Here is a 22133-nt window from a genome sequence, read left to right as displayed (position 1 = left end):
AGCCCAGGAACTCACGACGATCATTCTTCCGGACACGGATATGCAGGTGTCAGGTGCACTGATCCGGGGGCGGTCAGTCGTTGCCGGTGAAGGCGCCCAGCCGTTCGATCGCCCACGACAGGGTGAGGTCGCGGAGGGCGGCTGCGTCGTCGCCGGCGTACAGGGGGACGTTTTTGACCTGGTGGAAGCGGCTTTCGTCGAAGTCGACCTGCACGTCGGCCGGGCGCAGCGGGAGGTAGGGGAAGTCCGCCACATATCCCGGGTCGCGGCGTAGCGGTTGTGGGTCGGGGACGTCGCGCGGCTGGGGCAGGCCGAGGACCACTGCGCGGTCGCGGGCGGCCCGGGCGCGGGTGGCGTCTTCGGCAAGCGGATCCTCGACCAGGACCCGTACGGGGCGGAGGTTGAAGTTGCTGCAGTTGGAGAGGTCGTCGCCGCACACGTTGGGGATGGCCAGGACGTCGGTGAGGGCTGTGAACTCGATGTAGTCGCCGGGGCGGGCCAGGTTGCGGCGGATGACTGGGGAGCCGTCGGGGCCGGGGGCGGTGTGCATGAACAGGTTGAGTGATTCGTGGATGTCCCACGGGCCGAGGCCGTATTCGCGTTGGGCCTCGTTCTGGATCTCCTGGCAGTTGGTGCGGTCGTGCAGGCCGAAGAAGGCGCTGTAGATCAGGCGGCTGCAGAACGGGAACTGGGTGTCGGTCGTGGCGTTGCCGCCGGTGATGGCCATGATCGGGCGCTCCCACGGGGCGTTCGACCACAGCACGTCGCCGGGGGCGGGGTGCGGGCCCTGCATGCCCCGGGTGCGGCCGACGTGCAGGCGTTCGCGGCGGTCGGCCAGCGTGAAGACGTTGAGGTCGACGCACTGGTGGCCCTCGAGTTGGACGATTCGGAGCACCTGGCCCGCGGCCACTTCGACCGCTTTGCCGGTGCCCGGCTCCAAGAGATGATCAGCCACAGCCGTACGGGCCGGGGGTGTTGAAACGGCGGGAAACGTGAGCGGCGCGGGGTCGGGGGCGTCGCGCACCGCGGCCCGCACAAGATCGCCGATGTCGCCCAGCACACCATCCCGGTCGACGACCATCTGCAGGAAAGCGCGCTGCTGATGGTTGAGCCGGAGAGTGATCATCGGCGGGCCAGCATCGGGCGCAGGCCGTAGTTGACTGCCGCGTTGAGCACGATCAGCAGCACGGCGCCGAACATCATCGGGGTCGTGACCAGGGCCCGCACCCAGTCCGGCATGGTGGCGACCATGGCCTCGGGCAGCCATTGACCACCGAGCGCGAGAATGAACGCGGTGCCGGCGACCGTGATGTTGAGGTCGTCCCAGTCGACCGCGGCCAAGATCTGCACGCCGCTCATCGCGATGATGCCGAACAGCACGGTGGACGCGGCGGCCAGCACGGCACCCGGCAGGCCAGCCACAAAGGCGCTGAACACGGGCAGGAAGGCCAGGGCGATCGCGATGAAGCCGGCCGTCATCGTCACGAACCGGCTGCCGATCCGGGTCACGCGGACGATGCCGGCGTTCTCCGGGTACGACGCCGTGCCGATCCCGCCGAACAGGGCGCCGACGACCGACCCCGCGTATTCGGTGAACAGGCCGCGGTTGATGCGCTCGCGGGTCAGCTCAGTGCCGCCCCAGCGCGACACGAGGGTGTACATGCCGACGGCCTCGGCGCTCGATTCGAGGAAGGCCAGCAGCATCAGCAGCACGGCGGGCCAGGCCACGGCGAAGCCGAACGGCAGCAGCGCGGGTGGCCCGACGAACGCGACGCCCGACATGTCGGGCAGGCTCCACAGCCCGAACACCGCGGCCAGCACCGAGCCGACCGCCATGCCGATGATCACGGCCGCCCGCCGGATCAGCGTCGTGCCGCCCAGCAGCAGGCAGGCGACCACGGTGAGCAGCGTGATCAGGCCGATCCAGAACAACTTCCACCCGTACGCGGGTTCGCCCTCGGCGCCGAACCAGCCGGGCAGCCCGAGGGTGGCCAGCTGCGCGCCGATGATCACGCACATGGTGCCGTAGACGAGGGGGTCGGTGGCGAACCGCAGCACATGGATCAGCACCCCGAGCCGGCCGACCGGGATCGTGAGCAGCATGAAGATGAGCCCCGCCACGATCATCGAGCCGAAGGCCGCGTCGAGCCCGTACGCCGCCCCGGCCGCGAGCAGTGCGGCGAAGAACGCGGCGGTCGGCCCCTGCACGATCGGTAGCCGTACGATCCGGCTCGACTGCAGCACGGTGACGACCCCGGCCAGCAGGAACGAGGCCTGGATCATGTGGGTCACGTCGCCGGTGGCCAGCCCGAGCGTGATGCCGATGAGAACCGGGAAGACCCAGATGGCCGACAGGGTCAGCAGATGCTGGACGGCGAAGAGCCCCAGCTTGGGCGGCGGAACGCGTTCATCGAACCCGACGTCGAGGACGGGCCGGCGATCGGCTGCAGTCTCCACAATGGCTCATGGTAGGGCACATTGACGTACTTCAGTGAGTAACGTAGTTTCCGCTGAGGAAAGCGCATTCCTGGGCTGGCGTGGGCGGCCCCCAGTCATGCTCGAGGAGATCAGACCGATGAAGTGGACGCTGTTCGCCGCCGCCCTGACCGCCGTGGGCGCCCTGGCCGCACCGGCGCAGGCCGCCGCCGAGACGACCCTGTTCGTGGCACCCGGGGGCAACGACAACAATCCCGGTACGCAGGGCGCGCCGCTGGCCACCATCCAGAAGGCGGTCGGCCTGGTCGCGGCGGGCGGGACGATCGCGGTGCGCGGCGGCACGTACGCGTTGAGCACGAACATCACCATCGCCAAGAGCGGCACCGCCTCGGCCCCGATCACCCTGACCGCGTACGCGGGGGAGAAGGTTGTCATCGACGGCGAGGCGCTGCCCTACACCCCGGGCGCGGTCGGGTCGACGATTCCGGCCGCTCAGCGGGGCGCCGTGCACATGGAAGCCTCGTACTGGCGCATCTCGGGCCTGGAGATCATCCACGGGCCGTACGGGGTGTACTGCGCGAACTGCAACAACAACGTTTTCGAGCGGCTGAGCACGCACGACAACTACGAGACCGGCTTCCAGCTGCAGAACAGCTCGGCCGGCAACCAGATCGTCAACCTCGACAGCTACAACAACCGGGACCCGCGCAAGAACGGCGAGAGCGCCGACGGGCTCGGCATCAAGGAGGGTGGCGGCGACGGCAACGGTTTCAAGATGGGCGGGAGCGGCGGCACCGGACCGGCGGCGGCGCACACGGTCACCAACAGCGTGGCGTTCGGCAACGCGGCCCACGGCTTCACCGACAACGGCAACACCGGCGCCCTCGTCTTCAGCCGCAGCACCGCGTATCAGAACACGAAGACCGGCTTCGACGTCGACGGCGGGTCCACGTCACGGCTGACCGGCAACCTGGCGGTGGCCAACAAGACGGCGGTGGCGCTCGGCTCGTCGACCGCCTCCGGCAACTCGTGGAACCTCGGCGGCACGTGGACCCTGGCCGGCACCGACCCGTCGACGATCACCGGTCCCCGCAACGCCGACGGCTCGATCCGGTCCTCGAATTTCCTGGTGCCGGCCAACGGTCAGTCGGTGGGCGCCAAGCTCTGAACCTGGGCCAGGTTCTGATTCAGCCGGGCCTGCATGTCGGCCGCGCTCATCGGGCGGGCGAAGTGGAAGCCCTGGGCGCGGTCGTAGCCCAGGGCGGCCATCCGGGTCGCCTGCTCGGCGGTCTCGATGCCCTCGGCCACCGCCTGCACGGCGAAGGCGCGGGCCATCTGGGCCACGGCGTCGGCGATGGCGACCGAGCCGCCGCTCTCCGGCACGAACGAGCGGTCCAGCTTGATCTGGTGCACCGGGCAGGTGGCGAGCAGGCTGAGCGTGGAGGCGCCGGTGCCGAAGTCGTCCAGCGACAGCCGTACGCCCAGGTCGCGCAGGCCCTGCAGGTTCTCCGCGGTGGCGCCGCCGCCGACCGCGACCGACTCGGTGATCTCGACGGTGAGGCGGTGCGGCGGGAGCCCGCTGTCGCGCAGGGCGGCCGCCACCACCTCGGGGAAGCCGGCCTCGCGCAGCTGCCGCGCCGAGACGTTGACCGACACGGTCAGCTCGCCCGGCCAGGTCGCGGCCTCGCGGGTCGCGGCCCGCAGCACCCAGGCGCCGAGCGTCACGATCAGGCCGGACCGCTCGGCGGTCTCGATGAAGGCTCCCGGCCCGACCAGGCCGTCGGCCGGGTGCTGCCAGCGCACGAGGGCCTCGGCGCCGGTGATCCGGCCGTCCGGCAGCGTGACCACCGGCTGGAAGAACACCACCATCTGGTCGTCGAGGATTGCCGTACGCAGGGCGGCCGCGCGGCGGTTGAGCTCGGCGCCCCGGGCCTCCATGCCCGCCCGGTAGCGCTCGTAGCCGCCGTCGCCGCGCTCCTTGGCCGCGTACATCGCGATGTCCGCCCGGCGCAGCAGGTCACCGGCGTCGTCGCCGCCGTGCCCGTCGACCACGCCGAAGCTGGCCCGCACGGTCATCGGCTCGCCGTCGATCACGGCCGGCTCCAGCAGGCTCGCGGCGATCCGGGTCAGCACCTGGTCGACGTCGGCCCCGGCCAGCCCGTCGAAGAGGATGGCGAACTCGTCGCCGCCCAGCCGGGACACCGTGTCGGCCGGGCGGACGCAGGCGCGCATCTGCCCGGCCACGTGCACCAGCAGCGCGTCGCCGGTGGCGTGCCCGAGGGTGTCGTTGACCAGCTTGAAGTCGTCCAGGTCGACCAGCACGATGCTGACCGGCTGGTCGGGCCGGGCGGCGGCCACCGCGGCCGCGACCCGATCGCCGAACAGGGCGCGGTTGGCCAGGCCGGTCAGGGCGTCGTGGCTGGCCTCGTAGCTGAGCCGGTCCTGCACCGACCGGGTCTCGGTGATGTCGCGGGCGTTGCTGACGACGCCGGCCACGGCGGGCTCGTGGGTCAGGTTGGCCACGATCGTCTCGAGCCACCGGTATGTCCCGTCGGCGTGGCGCAGGCGGAACTGGAACGTCGCCGTCCGGCCCGGTTCGGCCGCCACCGCCTCGAACTGACTTCGGACGGCCACGTCGTCGGGGTGCAGCAAGGGTGTCAGGTCGGTGCCGACCAGGTCGTCCGGGTGGACGCCGAGCACGTTCTGCGCGGCCGGGCTGGCGTAGGTCAGCGTGCCGTCGGGCGCGGCGATCGTGACCATGTCGGTGGAGTTCTGCACGAGCCGGCGGAACCGCTCCTCCTGCACCCCGATCCGGGCCAGCAGGGCGTCGTTCTGCCGGAAGGCGATCAGCTGACGCACCACCACGATCACGGTCAAGGTGACCGCGACGCCGTCGATCAGGATGCCGTCCCCGGTGCCCCGCAGGTTGTGGTAGACCACCATCGAGTCGACCGCGGCGATGGCCACGTACGGCATCAGGTTGTAACCGCGCCGCGCCCGGCGCGGCCGGCCGCCGGCGGCGGTGTCCACCACCTGCACCCGGGCGCCGACCGCGGCCGTCCAGGCGGCCAGCGGCAGCACGAGCACGAGCAGGTTGACGACGGGCTGCCGCGGGTCGAAGAAGGCGATCGCCGAGCCGAGCCCGCCGATCACCGCCGACGCGCCGATCCAGTTGAGCCCGCGGCGGGCGAAGGAGTCGACGCCCGACAGCACGACCCGGGCCGCCAGGTAGACCCCGTTGAGGCCGGCGCCCATGATGACCACCGCGGCCAGCACCCGGGCCGGCGTGACGTGGCCGTCGGCGAACTGCTGCGACGCGGCGAAGTGCCAGACGAGCAGCCCGGCCGCGGCCGACAGGGTGCCCAGGTCGAGCCACACGCCGACCTTGCGGGCGCGGCTGCGGGCGCTGAACGGCAGCCCGATCAGCGGCGTGGTGAGCATGATGCCGCCGACGATGTGCACCACGACCGATACCGGCACCACCCAGCCGGCGGCACCCAGCTCGGCCGTGATCCGCAGCACCGCGACCGCGGTGAACAGCCAGGTCCCGAGCTCGATCTGGCGCCAGTAGCGCCGCACCACGGGCGCGGCGGCCGGATCGGTCTGCACCCGCCGGCACAGCACCTGGGTCAGCACGATGATCGCGATCATCGGCAGCCAGTTCACGTACGCGGGCCACAACCGCCCCGCGTACTCCTGCGCCACGAACGCGACCAGATTGACGACCAGCAATGCCGTGACGGCCTGAAACACCCGGTCGGCAAGGATCGGCTGTCGGGCGGGCACGTCCTATTTTCGGCAATGCTGTTGCTGAGAGTAGCTATTTCGCTACTGAGAGGCGCAGGGCGACCTTACCCTCCGCCGGTGCAAAGGGCGGCGGGCCGGGCTACTTGGCCACGGTCAGGCGCAGAACGGCCTTCCCGTCGGCCACGGCGACCACCTTGACGTTCACTTTCGCCACGTGCAGCTCGGCGCCGGGATGCGCGTCGACCTGGGCCGAGGCCGGCAACTGAGCGGACTCACCGCGCACCGAGACGCCGCAGCGATCGTCCTTGTCGCACGAGAACGTGACGCTGCCCCCGGGGCGCACGCTGAAGAACAGCCCGACCTCGTCACCTTTGACGTCGTAGGCCGCCACGGCGTAGAGCCCGCTGCTCCGCGGCAGCTCAATACTCTTCTCACGGCTCACCACCACCTCACACTTGCTGTCCTTGCAGGCGGCCAGCTTGGTCCCGTCCGCCGCCCGCGGCAGCCCAGTCGGGGAGGGCGACGGTGAGGCCGACGGTGCGGTGGAGGCCGACGGTGCGGAGGAGGCCGACGGTGCGGAGGAGGCCGACGGTGGCGGTGATGACGGCGCTTCGGTCGTGCAGGCCGCCAGGAAAATCACGGCAAGAAGGGCAAGACATCGACGCATACCCCCACTGCAGCACGCCGTGTCACGTTGATCTCGCGACGGTCAGCAGGAGGCTTTGCCGTTGACCTTTTCGGTGCTGTGGCGCTGGTAGCCGACCTCGGCGCCGCTCTTGAGGTAGAGGCTGTTGCAGCGGTGGCTGGCCGGGGTGCGGTGGGCGACGAAGCTGGCCGTCGTGACTGTGTTGCCGTCGAACGTCACGTGGCTGAGGTCGCCGTCGAGGATGGGTGGGTCTTGGGAGCCGGTGCTGGTGATCGTGTTGCCGGTGAAGGAGATCTTCGCGGAGGCGATGGCGAAGTTGTTGTCGGTGTGCAGCACCATGCCGCCGTGCGCGTTGCGGAACGTGTTGTTGCGCATGCGGATGTTGTTGGCCGACGAGTCGGGCTGGTCGGCGCCGATCTCCAGCACGCCCTGGGTGTTCGAGCCCTTGCTGTGGTGCACGTCCAGGTTGTCGGCGTAGTTCCACACCTCGACGAAGCCGCCGTCGTGCCCGTAGTCCTGGCTCGGGGCGCGGCAGTCGGTGCAGCTGCTGTAGCCGATCTCGACGTTGTGCGCCTCGACCAGGAAGCCGACCGCGCCGTAGTCGTCGTCGCCGCCGGGAGTGTCCTTGATCATGTGCAGGTCGCGCACCGTCACCTTGTCGGCGAACGTGTTGGCCGCCCGGAACTGCACGCCCACGCCGGCGTCGTCGACCACGCTGGACCGCACGCCGCTGTTCGAGCCGTGCACCACGATGCCGTTCTTCAGGGCGTTGGTGACCCGGATGTTTTCGACGACCTGATAGGCCCCCGACAGCAGCACGACGCTCTCGTCGTCGGCCCGGCCGCCGTTGATGACCGGGAGCGCCCCCGACCCGTACGCGGTGAGCTTGATCGGTTTGGCCTTGGTGCCGTCGCCGCGGAGCCGGACCAGCGTCTGCCAGCTGCACCCGCGGGCCAGCCCGACGACCGTGCCCGCGTCGAGCGACCGCGACGTGGCGGCGTCGACACTCCTCAGCGGCTTGGCGAATGACCCGTTGTTACCGTCGTCACCCTTCTTGCAATCGACGTGAATGTCGACTTTGACCGCCGCGGCTGTGGCCTTCGGCGCGGGCGGAGAGGTGAGGTAGGCGGCCGTGCCCAGACTCGGGGCGACGCTGACGGTTGCTGACGGTGACGGCGTCGCGGAGGTCGCAGCGGCCGTCGTCGGCGCTGCGGTGCTGCTCACGGGCTCGGTCTCCGCGGGGGAGTGGCGGGCGAAGGCGAAGGCGCCACCCGCGGTAACCGCCGCTGCGGCGAACACCAGCGGGAGACGGAGTCGTCTGCTCAGCATGGCGGACACCCTAGCGGAACGACAGCCATCGAGGTTTTGACCAGGATCGATGCTTGATCCTTGTTCGCTCGCAGTGAACGCCGGAAGATCCGCGGAGGGGCCGAGGTTGAGCCGCACATACTCAACCTTTCGGAGGTGCCGGGTGGCCACCAAACGACTCCCCGTGTTGTTCCTTGACGACATCGTTCTGCTGCCGGGCATGGTCGTGCCGGTCGAGCTGGACGAGGCGGCCCAGGCGGCCGTCGACGCGGCCCGCACCTCGGCCGGGTCCGAACTGCTCATCGCCCCGCGGCTCGAGGACCGCTACGCGTCCCACGGCGTCGTGGCGAGCGTCAAGCAGGTCGGCAAGTCCCGTGGCGGCACCCCCGCGGCCGTGCTGCGTACGGGGGAACGCGCCCGCATCGGCAGCGGCGTCACCGGCCCCGGCGCGGCGTTGTGGGTCGAGGCCGAGCCGGTCGCGGCCGTCGCGCCGACCGAGCACGCCCGCGAGCTCGCCGCCGAATACAAGAAGCTGGTCGTCTCCGTCCTCCAGCGCCGCGAGGCGTGGCAGGTCATCGACTCGGTCAGCGCCATCGACGACCCCGGCGACCTGGCCGACACCGCCGGCTGGGCGCCCTACCTGACCAACGACCGCAAGCGCGAGCTGCTGGAGACGCCCGACGTGGAGGCCCGGCTCGAGCGGCTGATCGAGTGGACCCGCGACTTCCTGGCCGAGTCCGAGGTCAGCGACAAGATCGAGCACGACGTGCGCGAGTCGGTCGAGAAGCGCAACCGCGAATACCTGCTGCGCGAGCAGCTCAAGGCCATCCGCAAGGAGCTCGGCGAGGACGAGGCCGAGGGCAACGACGATTATCGCGCCCGCGTCGAGGCGGCCGACCTGCCCGACCCCGTACGGGAGGCCGCGCTGCGCGAAGTGGGCAAGCTCGAACGCGCGGGCGACCAGAACCCGGAGGCGGGCTGGATCCGCACCTGGCTCGACACCGTGCTCGACCTGCCCTGGGGCGTGCGCACCACCGACACCACCGACCTGGCCGCGGCCCGGGCGGTGCTCGACGCCGACCACCACGGCCTGGACGAGGTCAAGGACCGCATCGTCGAATATCTGGGCGTACGGGCCCGGCGCGAGTCCCGTCACTTGGAAAAGATCGGCGGGCGCGGGTCCGGTGCCGTGATCCTGCTGGCCGGGCCGCCCGGGGTCGGCAAGACCTCGCTCGGCGAGTCGGTCGCCCGCACCCTGGACCGCAAGTTCGTCCGGGTCGCCCTGGGCGGCGTCCGCGACGAGGCCGAGATCCGCGGCCACCGCCGTACGTATGTGGGCGCTCTGCCCGGCCGCATCGTGCGCGCGATCCGTGAGTCGGGCTCGATGAACCCGGTCGTGCTGCTCGACGAGGTCGACAAGGTCGGCAGCGACTACCGCGGCGACCCGGCCGCGGCCCTGCTCGAGGTGCTCGACCCGGCGCAGAACCACACGTTCCGCGACCACTACCTCGACCTGGACCTCGACCTGTCCGACGTGCTGTTCATCGCGACCGCGAACGTGCTCGACACGATCCCGCAGGCGCTGTTCGACCGGATGGAGCTCATCTCGATCGACGGCTACACCGAGAGCGACAAGGTGGCCATCGCCCGCGACTTCCTCGTGCCCCGGCAGCTTTCACGGGCGGCGCTGGAGCCGGGTGAGGTGACCGTCACCGAGGAGGCCCTGCGCGAGATCGCCGCCAACTACACCCGGGAGGCCGGCGTACGGTCGTTCGAGCGGCTGCTGGCCAAGACGTTCCGCAAGGCCGCGCTGGGCGACCTGCCCGTCACCGTCGACGCCGCCGACCTCAAGGGCCTGATCGGGCGCCCGCGCTTCACGCCCGAGTCGTCCGAGCGTACGGCGGTGGCCGGGGTCGCCACGGGTCTGGCCGTCACGGGAATGGGCGGTGACGTGCTCTTCATCGAGGCGTCGCTGCTGCCCGGCGACAAGGGCGGCCTGTCGGTCACCGGCCAGCTGGGCGACGTGATGAAGGAGTCGGCGCAGATCGCCCTCTCCTACGTGCGGGCCCACTCCGAGGAGCTGGGCATCTCGCCCGAGCAGCTCGACCACCCGATCCACCTGCACGTGCCCGCGGGCGCTGTGCCCAAGGACGGGCCATCGGCCGGCGTCACGATGACCACGGCGCTGGTCTCGCTGCTGGTCGGGCGGAACGTGCGGGCCGAGGTCGGGATGACCGGCGAGGTGTCGCTGACCGGGCGGGTGCTGCCCATCGGCGGCGTGAAGCAGAAGCTGCTCGCCGCGCAGCGGGCCGGGCTGACCGAGGTCTTCCTGCCCAAGCGCAACGAGCCCGACCTCGACGAGGTGCCGGAGGACGTGCTCAAGGCGCTGACCGTGCACGTGGTCTCCGACGTACGGGAGATCCTCAAGACGGCCCTCGAGCCGGTGTCGTCCGGTCTCGTCGCGGCGGCCTAGTCGCCGGATCGCCCAGCCCAGGTAGGGTCGCCGCATGTTCGACGGTGTGTTGTTCGACTGTGACGGTGTCCTGGTCGACTCGGAAAGCATCACCAACGGGGTGCTCCGGTCGATGCTGCACGAACTGGGCTGGGCGATCAGCGCGGAGGACAGCTTCGCGCTGTTCGTCGGGCGGGCGCTGAGCGACGAGACCGCCATCATCACCGCGCACACCGGGTTCGAGGTCACCGACGAGTGGCTGGGCGAGTTCCGTCGCCGCCGCAACGAGGCCCTGGCGGCGTCGCTGCAGCCCATCCCCGGGGCGGTGGCCGCGGTGCACGCGGTCGACACGCTGATGGACGGCCGGATCGCCTGCGCCAGCGGGGCCGACCTGGGCAAGGTCCAGCTGCAGCTGCGCAAGGTCGGCCTGGACGAGGTCTTCGCGGGCAAGATGTTCAGCGGCATGGATCAACCGCACAGCAAGCCCGCCCCCGACGTCTATCTGGCCGCCGCCGCGCATCTCGGCATCGACCCCGTACGGGCGGCGGTCGTCGAGGACACGGTGCCGGGGGTGACGGCCGGCGTGGCCGCGGGCGCGACCGTCTTCGGTTTCTGCCCGCCGGACAGCCCGGCCCACCACCCGCCCAAGGCGCTGCTCGACGCGGGGGCGACCCACATCTTCACGAACATGGCCGACCTGCCCGCCCTGCTCGGCCGCCCGGTCCACGCGGCGGGCTGACCGGCGCCGGTTACTGGTCAGCGGCCGGCCGCGTCGCCTGGAGCAGCCGGAACAGGCTGTCCTGACTCTCCGGCTGGAAGGCCAGTGCGTCGGAGACCGCGGCGATCAGCCGGCCCCGCTCGTCGGCGTCGGTGACCTCGGCCAGCGCCGACGAGACGAGCTCGGCCGCCTCGTCCGGGTCGCCCAGGATCGCCCGGGAGATGGCCAGCGCCACCGTGGCGAGCCTGCCGTTAGGGTCGGCGGCCGAGCTGGTGTGCAGGCACAGGGTGGCGATGGCGGCCAGCCGTTCGACGTCGACGGACCGCCAGGCGGGCTGAAGCAGCGTCACGCCGTACTCGGCGTCCTCCAGCACCCGGAAGGCGACGGACTGGTCCGCCCGGCGAGTGAGGACCAGGACGGCTTCCGCGGCCTTCGAGCCGGGATCCCCGGCGGCAGCGCGCCCGGCGACGGCCGCCGCCACGCCGGGGCCGAGCAGCTCGTCGTAGTGCTCGGCCAGGAAGGCCTCCGAGTCGTCAGCGCTCATCCACTCGTCGACGAGGGCCGCGGAGAGGAGCGGCGCGTACGCGGCCTCGACGCCTCGCGCGGCCGCGTCGGCCCGCAGTTCCAGGTGCAGGTCGACCGTGTCGTCGTCCAAGCCGACGCTCCGCAGTTCTTCGAGCAGCATGTCGGTGGCCGGGGCCAGCAACTCCGGCTTTTCCAGAAGATAGGTCCGCGATTGCGCCCACGTCGGTTGGTTCCACCAGGCGACCACCAAGTGGTGCAGAGCCGGGTCGATTCGGATCCACTCCGGAATCTTGTCCCCGGTCGCCGTCCAGGCGGTCTCGAAGCTTTTCGGATCGCGAGCGCGTTGCTGCCGGGCCAGGTAGTGCACCCCGCGCCTGGCCGTCGGGTCACTGTCGGTGGCCGTCAGCGCGGCCCGGACGTCCCGAACCGTCAACGCGGCCTCGGCTGGGGGACGAATCCGGCGCGCGAGCAGCATCGCGGCCACGACGGGCTGGTCGCCAAGGTCCGCGAGAACCTTGTCCCAGACCGCGGCGCCGGCGGTATTGAGCCCGATGGCCAGGAGCATCACGCTCAGATCGTTGTCGGACAGCTGATCCCGGAGCGCGTTGATGCCCGCGTTCAACTGCTCCAGCCCTTCGGCTTCGCTACCGGTCTCGCGCAGCGCTTGCCCGAGGATGATCCGCATGAGGGGAATCCGGGACGGGCTGTCCGGCTCCACCATCGGGTCGTCGAATACTTCGACGGCTCGTCGGATACGACGGAGAGCCAGCTCGGCGTGATGGTCTTTGAGATCTAGGCTGGCCGCGTGCGCGAGCGCCAGCGCCCGGATGGCGGGCATGATCGGAAGATCGTCGGTGTCGAGCAGCTCAAGAGCACGCTCCACTGAGCCGCGCGCATCGGCGAGCAAGTCGATTCCCACCTGGGCAATGGACCGGTTGAGTTCGAGGAGGCCACGGAGCGAGATGACTGTCGGGCTCGCGTTCCGGAACGGCTCGAGGAGATCGAGGGCCTCCGCTATATACGTGATCGCCTCAAGCGGGCGGGTCGCCGAAATGACCGCGGCCACGTCCGACAGGGTTGCCGCCAGCCCTATGGTGGCCTGCTCAGATCCGTCGAGCATCTCGCGACGGGTTGCAGTTGCGAGTTCGCGGACGGCGACGGACTCGTCCGGCTGACCCGCCATGTTGTGAAGCTGGGCGAGGCTCTCCAGCGCGATGATGCGCGGCACCCGGGCGACGGTCAGGTTGAGGTTGAGCATCTTGGCCGCTTCCGTCTGACGCTCGATCAGGGTCGGCAGATCTGCCACTCCGGCGGACAGACCGGTTTTGACCTGCTCGTTCATCGTGTCACCGAGCTGCAGAGCCACCAACGGGTTTGACACCTCGAAGCGCCGCAGATGACGCTCGGCCAGTTCGAGGTCCTCGAGCGCCCTGGCCAGGTTCGGAGACGTGGCCAGCCGGACCCGCTGTGTCAGGCAGCCGGCGAGGACGACGGCAGCGTCCAGGCTGCCCTCCGCGAACGGCATTACCAGTCCGATCGCACTGTCGAGCAGTTCGGAGGTCGAGAACGGGCCAGGGCGGGCGCCTCGATAGGTCGTCGCGAACCAGATCCCCAGGGCGAGCATCCGCATGCCCTCGGCTATGACGATGTCGGCGATGCTGCCAGTAGGTCCGTTACGGCGGTAGTACTTCGCGATCCGTTCGGCCGCGGTGGAGCCGGGCGTGGTCGATGCGCCGTCAGCCGGTGTGTCGAGTATCCGCACGAGTTCCAGACGGGCCCGTACTACTAGCGCATCGAGCAGCAGAAAGTCGTAGCGGCCGGACTCCACAAGTTCGTTGGACTCGGCTAGCTTGTCGAGTACATCGACGGCCCGACGACTGACCTCGTCAGCCTGGTCGAGATCACCCTGAAGCATCGCCGCCATGGCGAGGATGACGCAGGCGTTCGAGAGCGCCGCCACGTTCACATGTTCCGGCCGATCCGAGTCGGGCGTCTCGATCAGGGTGATCGCCTCGACCACGGAGCGCTCCGCAGCGGCTGGGTGCCCGCTGCGGAGCTGGGCCAGGGCCAGCGCGGACAGGCTGCCGGCCAGCACCCGCCGCCCGGCCGGATCGTCGTGTGCCTGCCGGGCCAGCTCCGAGGCCTCGGCGGCCGCATCCTCGGCGCCCTCGGTGTCGCCGGCCACGGCGCGGACGGTTGCCAGCTCGAACAGAGACGCGGCGAGGTCGATCCGATCGCCGAGGTCACGATGCAGCTGCACGGACTCCTCATGGAGGGAGACCGCATCGCTCCGCGAGGCCAGGAACGACCGATTGGCGACGAGGTCGATCGCCATCGACAGGTCGGGCAGGAAGGCGTCGCGGTCCCGGTCGACGAACGTCCGGAGCAGCGCGAGCCCGGGGAGGTCGGCGTCGGCCAGATGCCGCCACGCGTACAGCCACAAGTAGGCATGGCGATCGGGCTCCTGGCCCTCGTCGAGCAGTTGCTGGTACAGGCCGGCGACCGCCTCGGCCACTGGCCAGGCCATCGTCGGCGGCAGCGCCCGGCCGACCCCTTTGCCCAGCGTGGGCAGCAGGTGGTCGATCAGGCGCTGGTGGGCCACCCGGTAGACCGCCTGGCCGCGGGTCGTACCCACCACGATGTGGCGGCCGAGCGCGAGCAGCAGGGCGTAGACGTCGTCGCGGGTGTAGCGGACGCCGGTCGGGGAGAGCGCGGTGACGATGGCGGGCCACACGTCGTCCGCCGGCAGGCCGTTGCCGTGGGCGCAGCAGAGGGCGCGGAGCAACTCGCGGGCCGCGGTCGGGTGCTCGCGCCCGTTGACCGTGAGGACGGTGCGCTCGAGGTCGGCCTCCAGCGCGGCCTCCACGCTGCCGGCCAGCTGGGTCTGCCAGTCCCGGCCGGACGTGTCGACCGGCACCGCCCGCAGCTGCGAGGTGATCAGCCGGGCCAGCAGGAACGGGCCCTCGCGGGCGGGGTCCGCGGCCCGCGCCGTCCGGAGGATCTCGTCGGCCACCTGGGCCGGGTCCATCGACGCCGAGATCTCGTGCAGGCGGCGCACCACGTAGCGCCGCACGTCGTGCATCGTCTCCTCGACCCACTGGCCGAGGTTGACGGTCTCCGCGGGCGCGCCCAGCAGCGCGAGCAACCCGGGCTCGCCGACCCCGCCCGAGATCTCGCGCGAGCCGATCAGCACCAGGGCCTCGCGGGCCAAGGGCTCGACGACCTGGACGGCGATGTTGCGGCACTCGAGATCGCCGGCTTCGTCGAGGCCGTCGATCGCCACCGTCAGCGGCTCGCCGTCCGCGCGGCGCCGCGCGGCCAACGCGAGCAGGTCGTAGACGCCCGCCTCGGGCGGCAGGCCCAGCTGCCGGACAAGGGTCTCGACCGCCGACTTCACGTCGAGCCCCCGGGCGTGCAGGTGGGCGTCCACGCTGTGCTCGCCCGGGTCGAGCTCGGCGGCGAGCGGGCCGAGACGGTTCCGCTCGTCGGGCACCGAGAGACTGACGATCCGGCCGAGGATCGCGGACTTGCCCGAGCCCGGCGGCCCCGTCACGACGTACAGGCCCGGCGTGCCCCGGCACAGCCACGCCACGACCCGGGTCAGGATCCGCTCCCGGCCGGTGAAGAAGTTGTCGGTCGTCGAGCTCGACCGGGCTGCCTGCAGCAGGTGCTCGACCACGACGTGAGTGGCCCGGGGCCGGTGCAGCGGGTTGCGGAACATCGGCCACGCGTTGCCGATTGCCGCCGGCTGCGGGGAGTGCCTCGGTTCGGACCAATCCTTCAGCAGCGCGTCGATCAGGTCGTCGCCGCGGATCTGCTCGCGGTAGGCGTTCCAGCGGATCCGCAGCTCGTCACTGGTGGGGCCGTGGGTGAGCAGACGGGTCAGGTCGCGGGCCAGCGCCCCGCTGCGGGCCGGCTCGTCGCCACGCGAGGCCGCCACCACGCCGAACCAGGCCCACTCAGTGTCGGCCCGGCCCGCCAGCACCGCGTCGGCCATGGCGACCGCGTCGACGACCCCGCCGCCGGAATAGCAGGTGTCGACGACGACCAGCACCTGTCTGGCCCCGGTACGCGTGGCCCACTCGCCCAGCTTCCCGGCGGTGGCGATCTCGTCGTCGGCGGTGTCGGTGGTGCGGACCAGCAGCTTCAGCCGGCCGTCGGGTCCGATCTCGCCGTGACCGGTCCACAGCAGGATGAGCGTGGCCCCCGGCATCGCCCGCTTCGGCAGGACCGAGTCGATCTCGTCGAGCAGCGCGCCCCGGCGCATGTCGGCCAGGACCACGCCGCCGAACCCGTGCTGGTCCTCGAGCAGGCCGATCAGGCTCGTGGCGTCCGGAACGGCCCGGACGAGCTTGGCCAGCGTCGCGTAGTCGCCGTTGGCCACCGCCACCGCGAGCGGGCCGGTCATCGGGGCGGCTCCACGAGCGCCGGATCCGGGTCCCACACCAGGAACGAGCGGGTCACCGCGGGCGGGCCGCCGGCGACCGGGCTGCTCACGACCGCCTTGTACCCGCCCTCGGGCAGCGGATCGAGAACCGCCCGGCCGTCCGGCCGTACCTTGTGCGGCGGGCCCACCGGCCGGCCCTGCTCGTCCAGGACGCTGACCAGCAGGCGCCGGTCGCCGAGGTCCGGAACCGTCAGCTCGGGCGGGACGCCGGGCGCCCACACCTCCGGCATGGCCACCCCGAACGCCTCCGGATCCGCGCCCTGCCAGATGATGTCCTCCCGGGTGACGATGCCGTCCAGCAGGTCGAGGGCCGAGCGGGAGTTCTGCAGCTCGCCGTGCTGTTCGGCCACCTCGTGCACCTCCGTGCCGCGGCCCGGCTCCGGCTCGGCGGCCAGCCGCGGCACGGTGCCGTCGCCGGCCTGCAGCTGACCGTCGATGTCGAGCGCGGCCACGAGCCGGTCGCCGGTGAGCCGCGCTGTCGTGAGCGTGGGCTGCCGGATCCCGACGACCTTGTGCAGCACATACGTCTCCGGCGTGACGGTGTCGAGCTTCGCGTGGAACGCGGCCGCGTCGGCCAGCATCTCGCCGGCGAGGCCCGCCGTCGCGCCCGGCCCGAGCGCGACCCGTCCGCCGTCCGCCGCCCGTATGCAGGCGTACGTGGGGAGCAGCTGATACATCGACGGCATGCTCCGGGCCATCGGGGTCAGCCGCAGCCGGAGCGGGCCCACCCCGGGCTGGATCCCGTTGGCCAGCGTGTCCAGCGACTTCACCGAGCCGCGATGCGGGGTGCCGATCGTGATGAGGCTGCGGGTCAGCGCGGCCCCCTGCTCGTGCTCCAGGAACCAGCGGGCGACGAGGCCACCCATGGAGTGGGCGACGATGACCAGCTTCGCGTCCGCCATCCCCGGCTGCTCCCGCCATCGGGCCAGCGCGTCGCCGGCCACCCTGGCCAGGAGCCGGGCGTTGTAGCGGTTGGAGAGGCGCCAGTCGTACGGGAAGGTGATCAGATTCGGGATGCGGCCCGGCCGGTCCGCCTCGATCAGGTGGAAGCGGCGGCCGCGGAGGAAGTTCAGGAGCCCCGCGTAGCCGGCGACCGGGCTCCACAACCCCGGGATCACGTGCAGACCGGGCATGAGGCCGACCGCCTCGATGCCGTCACCCGGATGGTCGTCGCCGACACCCTCGGGCAGTTCCAGCGATCGCACCGATCGGCCGAGAGTCCGGATCGCGTTGACGAGCGAACCGGCGCCCAGCGACCACACCGGACGCTTCTCGGCGTCGACGAGCGCGCTGCCCATGATTCCCGGGATCACGACGACGACGTCGCGGATCACCGTCGGCTCAGCGTTCATGACCGACAGCGTCACGCGGCGCCCGGGGCTCCGCAATAGACCTTCGCCCTAAGGGGGAGTGTCGCCGAGTCGGATCAACGACTTGCCGGCCCTTCCTCGTCGCCCGCAGAAAGTCATACCCTTCGATCTGAGGAGGGGTTATGAGACGTCTTTTGTTGGCCGCGATCCTGGTGTTGGCGGGGCTGAGCGTTCCGACCGGCCCGGCCGCGGCATCCGGACATCCACGATTCAGTGCCCTGGTCTTCTCGAAGACCGCGGCCTTCCGGCACGACTCGATCCCGGCCGGGGTGGCCGCGATCAAACAGCTCGGCGCGCGCAACCACTTCCGGGTCGACGCGACCGAGGACGCCGCGGCCTTCACCGACAAAAATCTGGCCCGGTACGACGTGGTGATCTGGCTGAGCACCACCGGCGACGTGCTCGACGACGCCCAACAGGGCGCGTTCGAGCGGTACATCCGGGCCGGCGGCGGCTACGCGGGCATCCACGCCGCCTCGGACACCGAATACGACTGGGCCTGGTACGGCGGCCTGGTCGGGGCCTACTTCCGCGACCACCCGGGCGGCGTCAACCCGCAGTTCCAGACGGCCACCGTGAAGGTCCTCGGCCACGACACGGCCGCCACCAAGCCGCTGCCCCGCCGCTGGGTGCGCGAGGAGGAGTGGTACAACTTCCGCACCAACCCCCGAGGCACCGTACGGGTTCTGGCCGAGGTCGACGAGCGCACGTACGACCCACGCGGCTACAGCGAGCCCGAGGGGTCACCCGGCATGGGCCCGCACCACCCGATCACGTGGTGCCACCCGTACGACGGGGGTCGCGCTTTTTACACGGCGATGGGGCACAAGGCCGAATACTTCTCCGACCGGCTGCTGCTGGCCCACCTTCTCGGCGGCATCCGGATGGCGGCCGGCGTGGCCCGGTTCAACTGCTAGGTCTCAGCGCGGCGACCGCGGCCAGGATCAACACCCCGCCGGCGATGGCGGGCCAGGGCAGGCGCTCGTGCAGCAGGGTGGCGGCGAGCAGGGCGGCCGCCACCGGCTCGAGCAGGGTGGCGATCGTGGCCGCGGAGCCGCTGGTGGTGCGCAGCCCGGCGTAGAGCAGGCCGTAGGCGAGGGCCATGGTGGCCAGGCCCAGATAGGCCAGCAGGGCCAGTGACGGCAGACTCGTGCCGAGCACCGGCTCCCGGCCGATCGCGGCGATCAGCAGGAACGGCGCGAGGGCGAGCGCGCCGGCCGTGGTGGTGCAGGTGGTCAGCGTGATCGGGTCGGTCTGCCGGGCCAGCGAGTGGCCGAGCACGGTGGTGGCCGCGTACGTGATGCCGGCCGCCACGGCGAGGGTCAGGCCCAGATAGGGGGAGTCGCCGCCGCCTGTGCCGTGACCGGCGGTGGCGCTGATCAGCACGAGGCCGGCGAGTGCGGCCAGCAGCACGACGACCTGGCGCGGGGCGGGCCGGGTGCCGGCCCGGACGTGCTCCCAGACGGCGGCCAGGATCGGGGCCAGCCCCAGCGAGACCACGGTCGCCACGCTGACCCCGACGAGCAGCACCGACACGAAATAGAGCCCCTGATAGGCCGCGGTGCCGCAGCCCACGGCCACGGTCAGTCCGGGGCGCCGGCGCAGCAGGTCAAGAGCGGTTCCCGTACGCCGGGTCAGCGCGGCGAAGCCGATCAGCGCGACGGCGGCCAGCAGCATCCGCCACGCGCTCACGGTCATGGCGCCCAGGCCGTCGCGCTCGTGCAGGACCGTCACCGCCAGCCCGCCCGTGCCCCACAGCACGCCGGCCGCGCACACCTGCGCGAGCCCGAGCCCGCTCGACCGGGCCCGGACCGGGGAAGAGATGACCGCCATGCCCGGAGCCTAAGCAAGCTGAGGCTTCAAGGCAGCCTCGAATGGGCCGCATCACCGCCCGCGAATGGCTGCTCTCGGCCGCGGCCCGGCTCTTCTACGACCGCGGGGTCGCCGCCACCGGCATCGACGCGATCACCGCCGAGGCCGGGGTGGCCAAGATGAGCCTCTACAACAACTTCTCCTCGAAGGCCGAGCTCGTGCAGGCCTACCTGGAGGCCCGGCACGAGGAGTGGCTCGAGCTCTACCGCCGCCGCCTGGGCTCCTCCGAGGACGCCCGGGCCGGGGTGCTCGCGATCTTCGACGCCTACGCCGACCATGCCGCCCTCGCCTACGAACACGGCTTCCGTGGCTGCGGGCTGCTCAACGCCGCCGCCGAACTGCCGGTCGGCGACCCGGGGCGCGCCACGGTCCGCCGCCCTGCTCGCCGATCATCTGGCCCGACGACCCCGCCTGGTCCCGCGCGCCGGCCGAGTGCCTGTCGTTCCTGCTGGCGGGTGCGATGGCCCCGGCCGGCCTGGAGGGCGACCGGAAGCGCCTGCACCAGGCCCGGCGCCTGGCCGAGACCCTGCTCTGAGCCGCTAGCGGGGACCCCAGTCGGGGGCGCTCTCCCAGAGCGGGGTGCGGGTGACCTGCCGTACGTGGGTGCCGTCGGCGCTGGCCGTGAAGATGTCGGGCTGGCCGGCGGCGCCGGTGCGGGCGTAGACGATGCTCCGGCCGTCGGGGGAGAACGAGCTGGACAGCAGCATCGTGTCCGGGCTGACGTGGGTGACCTGACGCAGGTCGCGGCCGTCGGGGCGGACGACGTAGAGCTGGGAGTCGAGGAAATCGCGGTCGACGTGCGAGCGGAACAGGAGCCAGCGGCCGTCGGGGGACCAGTCGGGGTGATCGCCCGCCTGCAACGACCACGGTGTCACCCGTCGCAGGTGCCGGCCGTCGGCGCCGATCACGAACACGGCGATGCCCCCGGCGGGCTCGGCCAGCGGTGAATTCGCCCGCTGGAAAGCGATGCGCCGGCCGTCGGGGGAGGCCACCACCTCGACGTTGTCACTCGAGAAGGGGGCCGTGCGCAGGACGACCCGGGCGTTGCCGCCGGTGAGGTCGCGGATCACGATGTCGGAGTTCTCGATCCAGTTGCTGCCGTCGGGGAACTCGCGCACCGCGCCGCTGGACCGGGTGAAGACGACCCGGCGGCCGTCGGGCAGGAACGCGACCTCCGACTCGTCCGCACAGGGCCGGCCCGGGACGCACGGCGGGCTGAGCCGGCGCACCCCCGACCCGTCGGACCGTACGGTGAAGATCGCGCACGCCTCGTCGGGCGCGCACCGCCGGAACGCGACCAGGGAACCGTCGGGCGACCAGTCGGGCTGGTCGTCGACGACGCCGGGGCCGGGCCGGGTGAGCTGGCGTACGCCATCCCCGCCGGGCCGGACCGTGAAGATCGCCCCGGTGGTCCGGGCGGCGTCGAGATAACCCTTGTAGGCGATCCGGCCGTTCGCCCCCGGCGGCGTGGCCCGCGCGGGTGTGCCGACCGTCAACAGGCCCAGCACCACGGCCGTGACCAAGACGCGTGAGCTGCGGATCATCGTCATCGGAGGTCTCCGTTCGGCTGGGCGGGCGGGCCATTGCTCAGCGTCCTCGCGCCCCGCCGCTCCGGCGTATCGGATGATCCGGCACTGTTGGCTCAGCGTTCATCCGTCCCCGCGAGGCGCCCGCGGGCCGGCACCCGGCCGTCGACCTCCGGCCGGTCTGGAAGGCGGCCAGAAGCGCCTCCATCAGGCCCGGCGCCTGGCTCTGAGCCGCTTCGTGCCTAGCCGCCGGCCGGCCCGGCCGACACAATCTCGCCGAGCGCGCCGACGAGGATCACGAGGAGGTGCCGCGGCGGCCGACGACTTCGGTGAGACGGCTCTACGGCGTCGCCGCCGCGCCGAGGCCGCCGGCCACGAACATGAAGAACAGGATGATCGCCGGAGCGACCGCCACATAGCCGAGCACCAGACCGGTGACCGCCATCCCGCGCCCGCCGCTGGTGCCGTCCCTCGTCTGGGACAGGCCGATGTGCCCGAAGAGAATCGCGAGGAAGCAGGGGACGGCGAAGGCGCACCAGCCGCCGAGGACGCCGATGATCCCGAGGACCATGCTCGCGACTGCCATACCGGACGTCGGTCGCGCGGGGACCAGGATCGGCTGCACGTATCCGACCGGTTGCGCGTAGGTGGCCGGCTGACCGTACCCGGCCGGTTGCCCATAGCCGCTCGGCTGTGCGTAACCGGCCGGCGAGCCGGACGTGGCCGCCGGCAGGTAACCGTCCGGCTGCGCGTACCCGCTCGGCGGGCTGTATCCGGTCGGCTGCGCGTACCCGCCCGGCGGGCCGTATCCGGTCGGCGCCGCGTACCCGTCCGGTTGGCCGTACCCGATGGGCTGGGTGTATCCGTCCCGCGAGTTGTACCCGGCCGGCGGTGCGTACCCCTCCGGCGGGCCGGGCAAAGCCGGCGGCCCGGGCCTGGCTGGCGGGTAGGGCTCAGGGCTGTAAGGGACAGGCGTTGTCGGTTCGTGCGGCTGCGGGGGTTGGTAGCTCATCGGTAATTCCCTGCTCGACATGTTGGTCATCACAGGGTGGAGCACGCGGCCACGCTGAGCGATTGGGCGGGCGA

Annotated in this window: 14 protein-coding genes and 1 pseudogene; 5 read left to right on the top strand and 10 right to left on the bottom strand. The window is 71.4% G+C overall.

Features of this window, described 5'->3' with window-relative positions:
* Nucleotides 1–73 precede the first annotated feature (73 nt).
* A complete protein-coding gene (locus JKJ07_RS01960) occupies nt 74–1126 on the bottom strand; it encodes a DUF1989 domain-containing protein (protein ID WP_202989405.1) in 1053 nt (350 codons plus the stop codon).
* Complete coding sequence (locus tag JKJ07_RS01955) at nt 1123–2457, bottom strand: uracil-xanthine permease family protein (RefSeq protein WP_202989404.1); 1335 nt, start codon at nt 2455–2457, stop codon at nt 1123–1125. Before JKJ07_RS01955 ends, JKJ07_RS01960 begins: the two co-directional genes overlap by 4 nt.
* Before the next feature lie 118 nt (nt 2458–2575).
* Between JKJ07_RS01955 and JKJ07_RS01950 the strand changes: the two genes are divergently transcribed.
* A complete protein-coding gene (locus JKJ07_RS01950; RefSeq protein ID WP_202989403.1) occupies nt 2576–3604 on the top strand; it encodes a right-handed parallel beta-helix repeat-containing protein in 1029 nt (342 codons plus the stop codon).
* On the opposite strand, the gene JKJ07_RS49495 is transcribed toward JKJ07_RS01950, so the two are convergent.
* The 3 genes from JKJ07_RS49495 to JKJ07_RS01935 all read right to left on the bottom strand — a co-directional run bounded on the left by JKJ07_RS49495 (nt 3580) and on the right by JKJ07_RS01935 (nt 8158).
* Complete coding sequence (locus JKJ07_RS49495) at nt 3580–6222, bottom strand: putative bifunctional diguanylate cyclase/phosphodiesterase (protein WP_202989402.1); 2643 nt, start codon at nt 6220–6222, stop codon at nt 3580–3582. The two genes, JKJ07_RS01950 and JKJ07_RS49495, sit on opposite strands and share 25 nt — an antisense overlap.
* Before the next feature lie 100 nt (nt 6223–6322).
* Nucleotides 6323–6625, bottom strand: a complete 303-nt coding sequence (locus JKJ07_RS01940) for a hypothetical protein (RefSeq protein WP_202989401.1) — start codon at nt 6623–6625, stop codon at nt 6323–6325.
* Nucleotides 6626–6892: 267 nt separating this feature from the next.
* A complete protein-coding gene (locus tag JKJ07_RS01935) occupies nt 6893–8158 on the bottom strand; it encodes a hypothetical protein (protein WP_202989400.1) in 1266 nt (421 codons plus the stop codon).
* A 199-nt stretch (nt 8159–8357) separates the two neighbouring features.
* Here JKJ07_RS01935 and lon point away from each other — a divergent pair, with 199 nt between their 5' ends.
* Nucleotides 8358–10610: an endopeptidase La gene (gene lon / locus JKJ07_RS01930; protein WP_236028320.1), complete on the top strand. Its 2253-nt coding sequence runs from the start codon at nt 8358–8360 to the stop codon at nt 10608–10610.
* A 34-nt stretch (nt 10611–10644) separates the two neighbouring features.
* Nucleotides 10645–11328, top strand: a complete 684-nt coding sequence (locus JKJ07_RS01925) for an HAD family hydrolase (RefSeq protein WP_202989398.1) — start codon at nt 10645–10647, stop codon at nt 11326–11328.
* Nucleotides 11329–11338: 10 nt separating this feature from the next.
* Here the strand turns inward: JKJ07_RS01925 and JKJ07_RS01920 are convergent, their stop codons facing one another.
* The gene (locus tag JKJ07_RS01920; RefSeq protein ID WP_202989397.1) at nt 11339–16240 is read right to left on the bottom strand and encodes a P-loop NTPase family protein; all 4902 of its coding nucleotides are present in this window, start codon (nt 16238–16240) and stop codon (nt 11339–11341) included.
* Nucleotides 16237–17631 carry a lipase/acyltransferase domain-containing protein gene (locus tag JKJ07_RS01915; protein ID WP_202989396.1) on the bottom strand — a complete coding sequence of 465 codons (1395 nt, stop codon included), beginning with the start codon at nt 17629–17631 and terminating at the stop codon, nt 16237–16239. Before JKJ07_RS01915 ends, JKJ07_RS01920 begins: the two co-directional genes overlap by 4 nt.
* A gap of 140 nt (nt 17632–17771) precedes the next feature.
* Here JKJ07_RS01915 and JKJ07_RS01910 point away from each other — a divergent pair, with 140 nt between their 5' ends.
* Nucleotides 17772–18566: a ThuA domain-containing protein gene (locus JKJ07_RS01910; protein WP_202989395.1), complete on the top strand. Its 795-nt coding sequence runs from the start codon at nt 17772–17774 to the stop codon at nt 18564–18566.
* Here the strand turns inward: JKJ07_RS01910 and JKJ07_RS01905 are convergent.
* Entirely contained in the window at nt 18556–19482 is a 927-nt protein-coding gene (locus JKJ07_RS01905) for a DMT family transporter (RefSeq protein ID WP_202989394.1), read from the bottom strand. The two genes, JKJ07_RS01910 and JKJ07_RS01905, sit on opposite strands and share 11 nt — an antisense overlap.
* A 41-nt stretch (nt 19483–19523) precedes the next feature.
* On the opposite strand from JKJ07_RS01905, the pseudogene JKJ07_RS49490 reads away from it, so the two are divergent.
* A pseudogene (locus JKJ07_RS49490) lies at nt 19524–19676 on the top strand (helix-turn-helix domain-containing protein); the annotation flags it as partial.
* 384 nt (nt 19677–20060) lie between these two features.
* Here JKJ07_RS49490 and JKJ07_RS01895 read toward each other — a convergent pair.
* A complete protein-coding gene (locus tag JKJ07_RS01895; protein WP_202989393.1) occupies nt 20061–21071 on the bottom strand; it encodes a TolB family protein in 1011 nt (336 codons plus the stop codon).
* Between the two features lie 316 nt (nt 21072–21387).
* Entirely contained in the window at nt 21388–21966 is a 579-nt protein-coding gene (locus JKJ07_RS01890; RefSeq protein ID WP_202989392.1) for a DUF4190 domain-containing protein, read from the bottom strand.
* Nucleotides 21967–22133: the final 167 nt, after the last annotated feature.

Origin of the sequence: Paractinoplanes lichenicola, assembly GCF_016785085.1 — a bacterium.
In the GTDB taxonomy this organism is placed as follows: domain Bacteria; phylum Actinomycetota; class Actinomycetes; order Mycobacteriales; family Micromonosporaceae; genus Actinoplanes; species Actinoplanes lichenicola.
This window is presented reverse-complemented; position numbering and strand designations above follow the sequence as displayed.

Excerpts from the sequence above, each read along its gene's own strand:
- JKJ07_RS01935 (WP_202989400.1), bottom strand. The coding sequence starts at position 8,158 with ATGCTGAGCAGACGACTCCGTCTCCCGCTGGTGTTCGCCGCAGCGGCG.
- JKJ07_RS01925 (WP_202989398.1), top strand. The coding sequence starts at position 10,645 with ATGTTCGACGGTGTGTTGTTCGACTGTGACGGTGTCCTGGTCGACTCG.
- JKJ07_RS01910 (WP_202989395.1), top strand. The coding sequence starts at position 17,772 with ATGAGACGTCTTTTGTTGGCCGCGATCCTGGTGTTGGCGGGGCTGAGC.
- JKJ07_RS01950 (WP_202989403.1), top strand. The coding sequence starts at position 2,576 with ATGAAGTGGACGCTGTTCGCCGCCGCCCTGACCGCCGTGGGCGCCCTG.
- JKJ07_RS01920 (WP_202989397.1), bottom strand. The coding sequence starts at position 16,240 with ATGACCGGCCCGCTCGCGGTGGCGGTGGCCAACGGCGACTACGCGACG.
- lon (WP_236028320.1), top strand. The coding sequence starts at position 8,358 with ATGGTCGTGCCGGTCGAGCTGGACGAGGCGGCCCAGGCGGCCGTCGAC.
- JKJ07_RS01960 (WP_202989405.1), bottom strand. The coding sequence starts at position 1,126 with ATGATCACTCTCCGGCTCAACCATCAGCAGCGCGCTTTCCTGCAGATG.
- JKJ07_RS01905 (WP_202989394.1), bottom strand. The coding sequence starts at position 19,482 with ATGGCGGTCATCTCTTCCCCGGTCCGGGCCCGGTCGAGCGGGCTCGGG.
- JKJ07_RS01895 (WP_202989393.1), bottom strand. The coding sequence starts at position 21,071 with ATGACGATGATCCGCAGCTCACGCGTCTTGGTCACGGCCGTGGTGCTG.
- JKJ07_RS01915 (WP_202989396.1), bottom strand. The coding sequence starts at position 17,631 with ATGAACGCTGAGCCGACGGTGATCCGCGACGTCGTCGTCGTGATCCCG.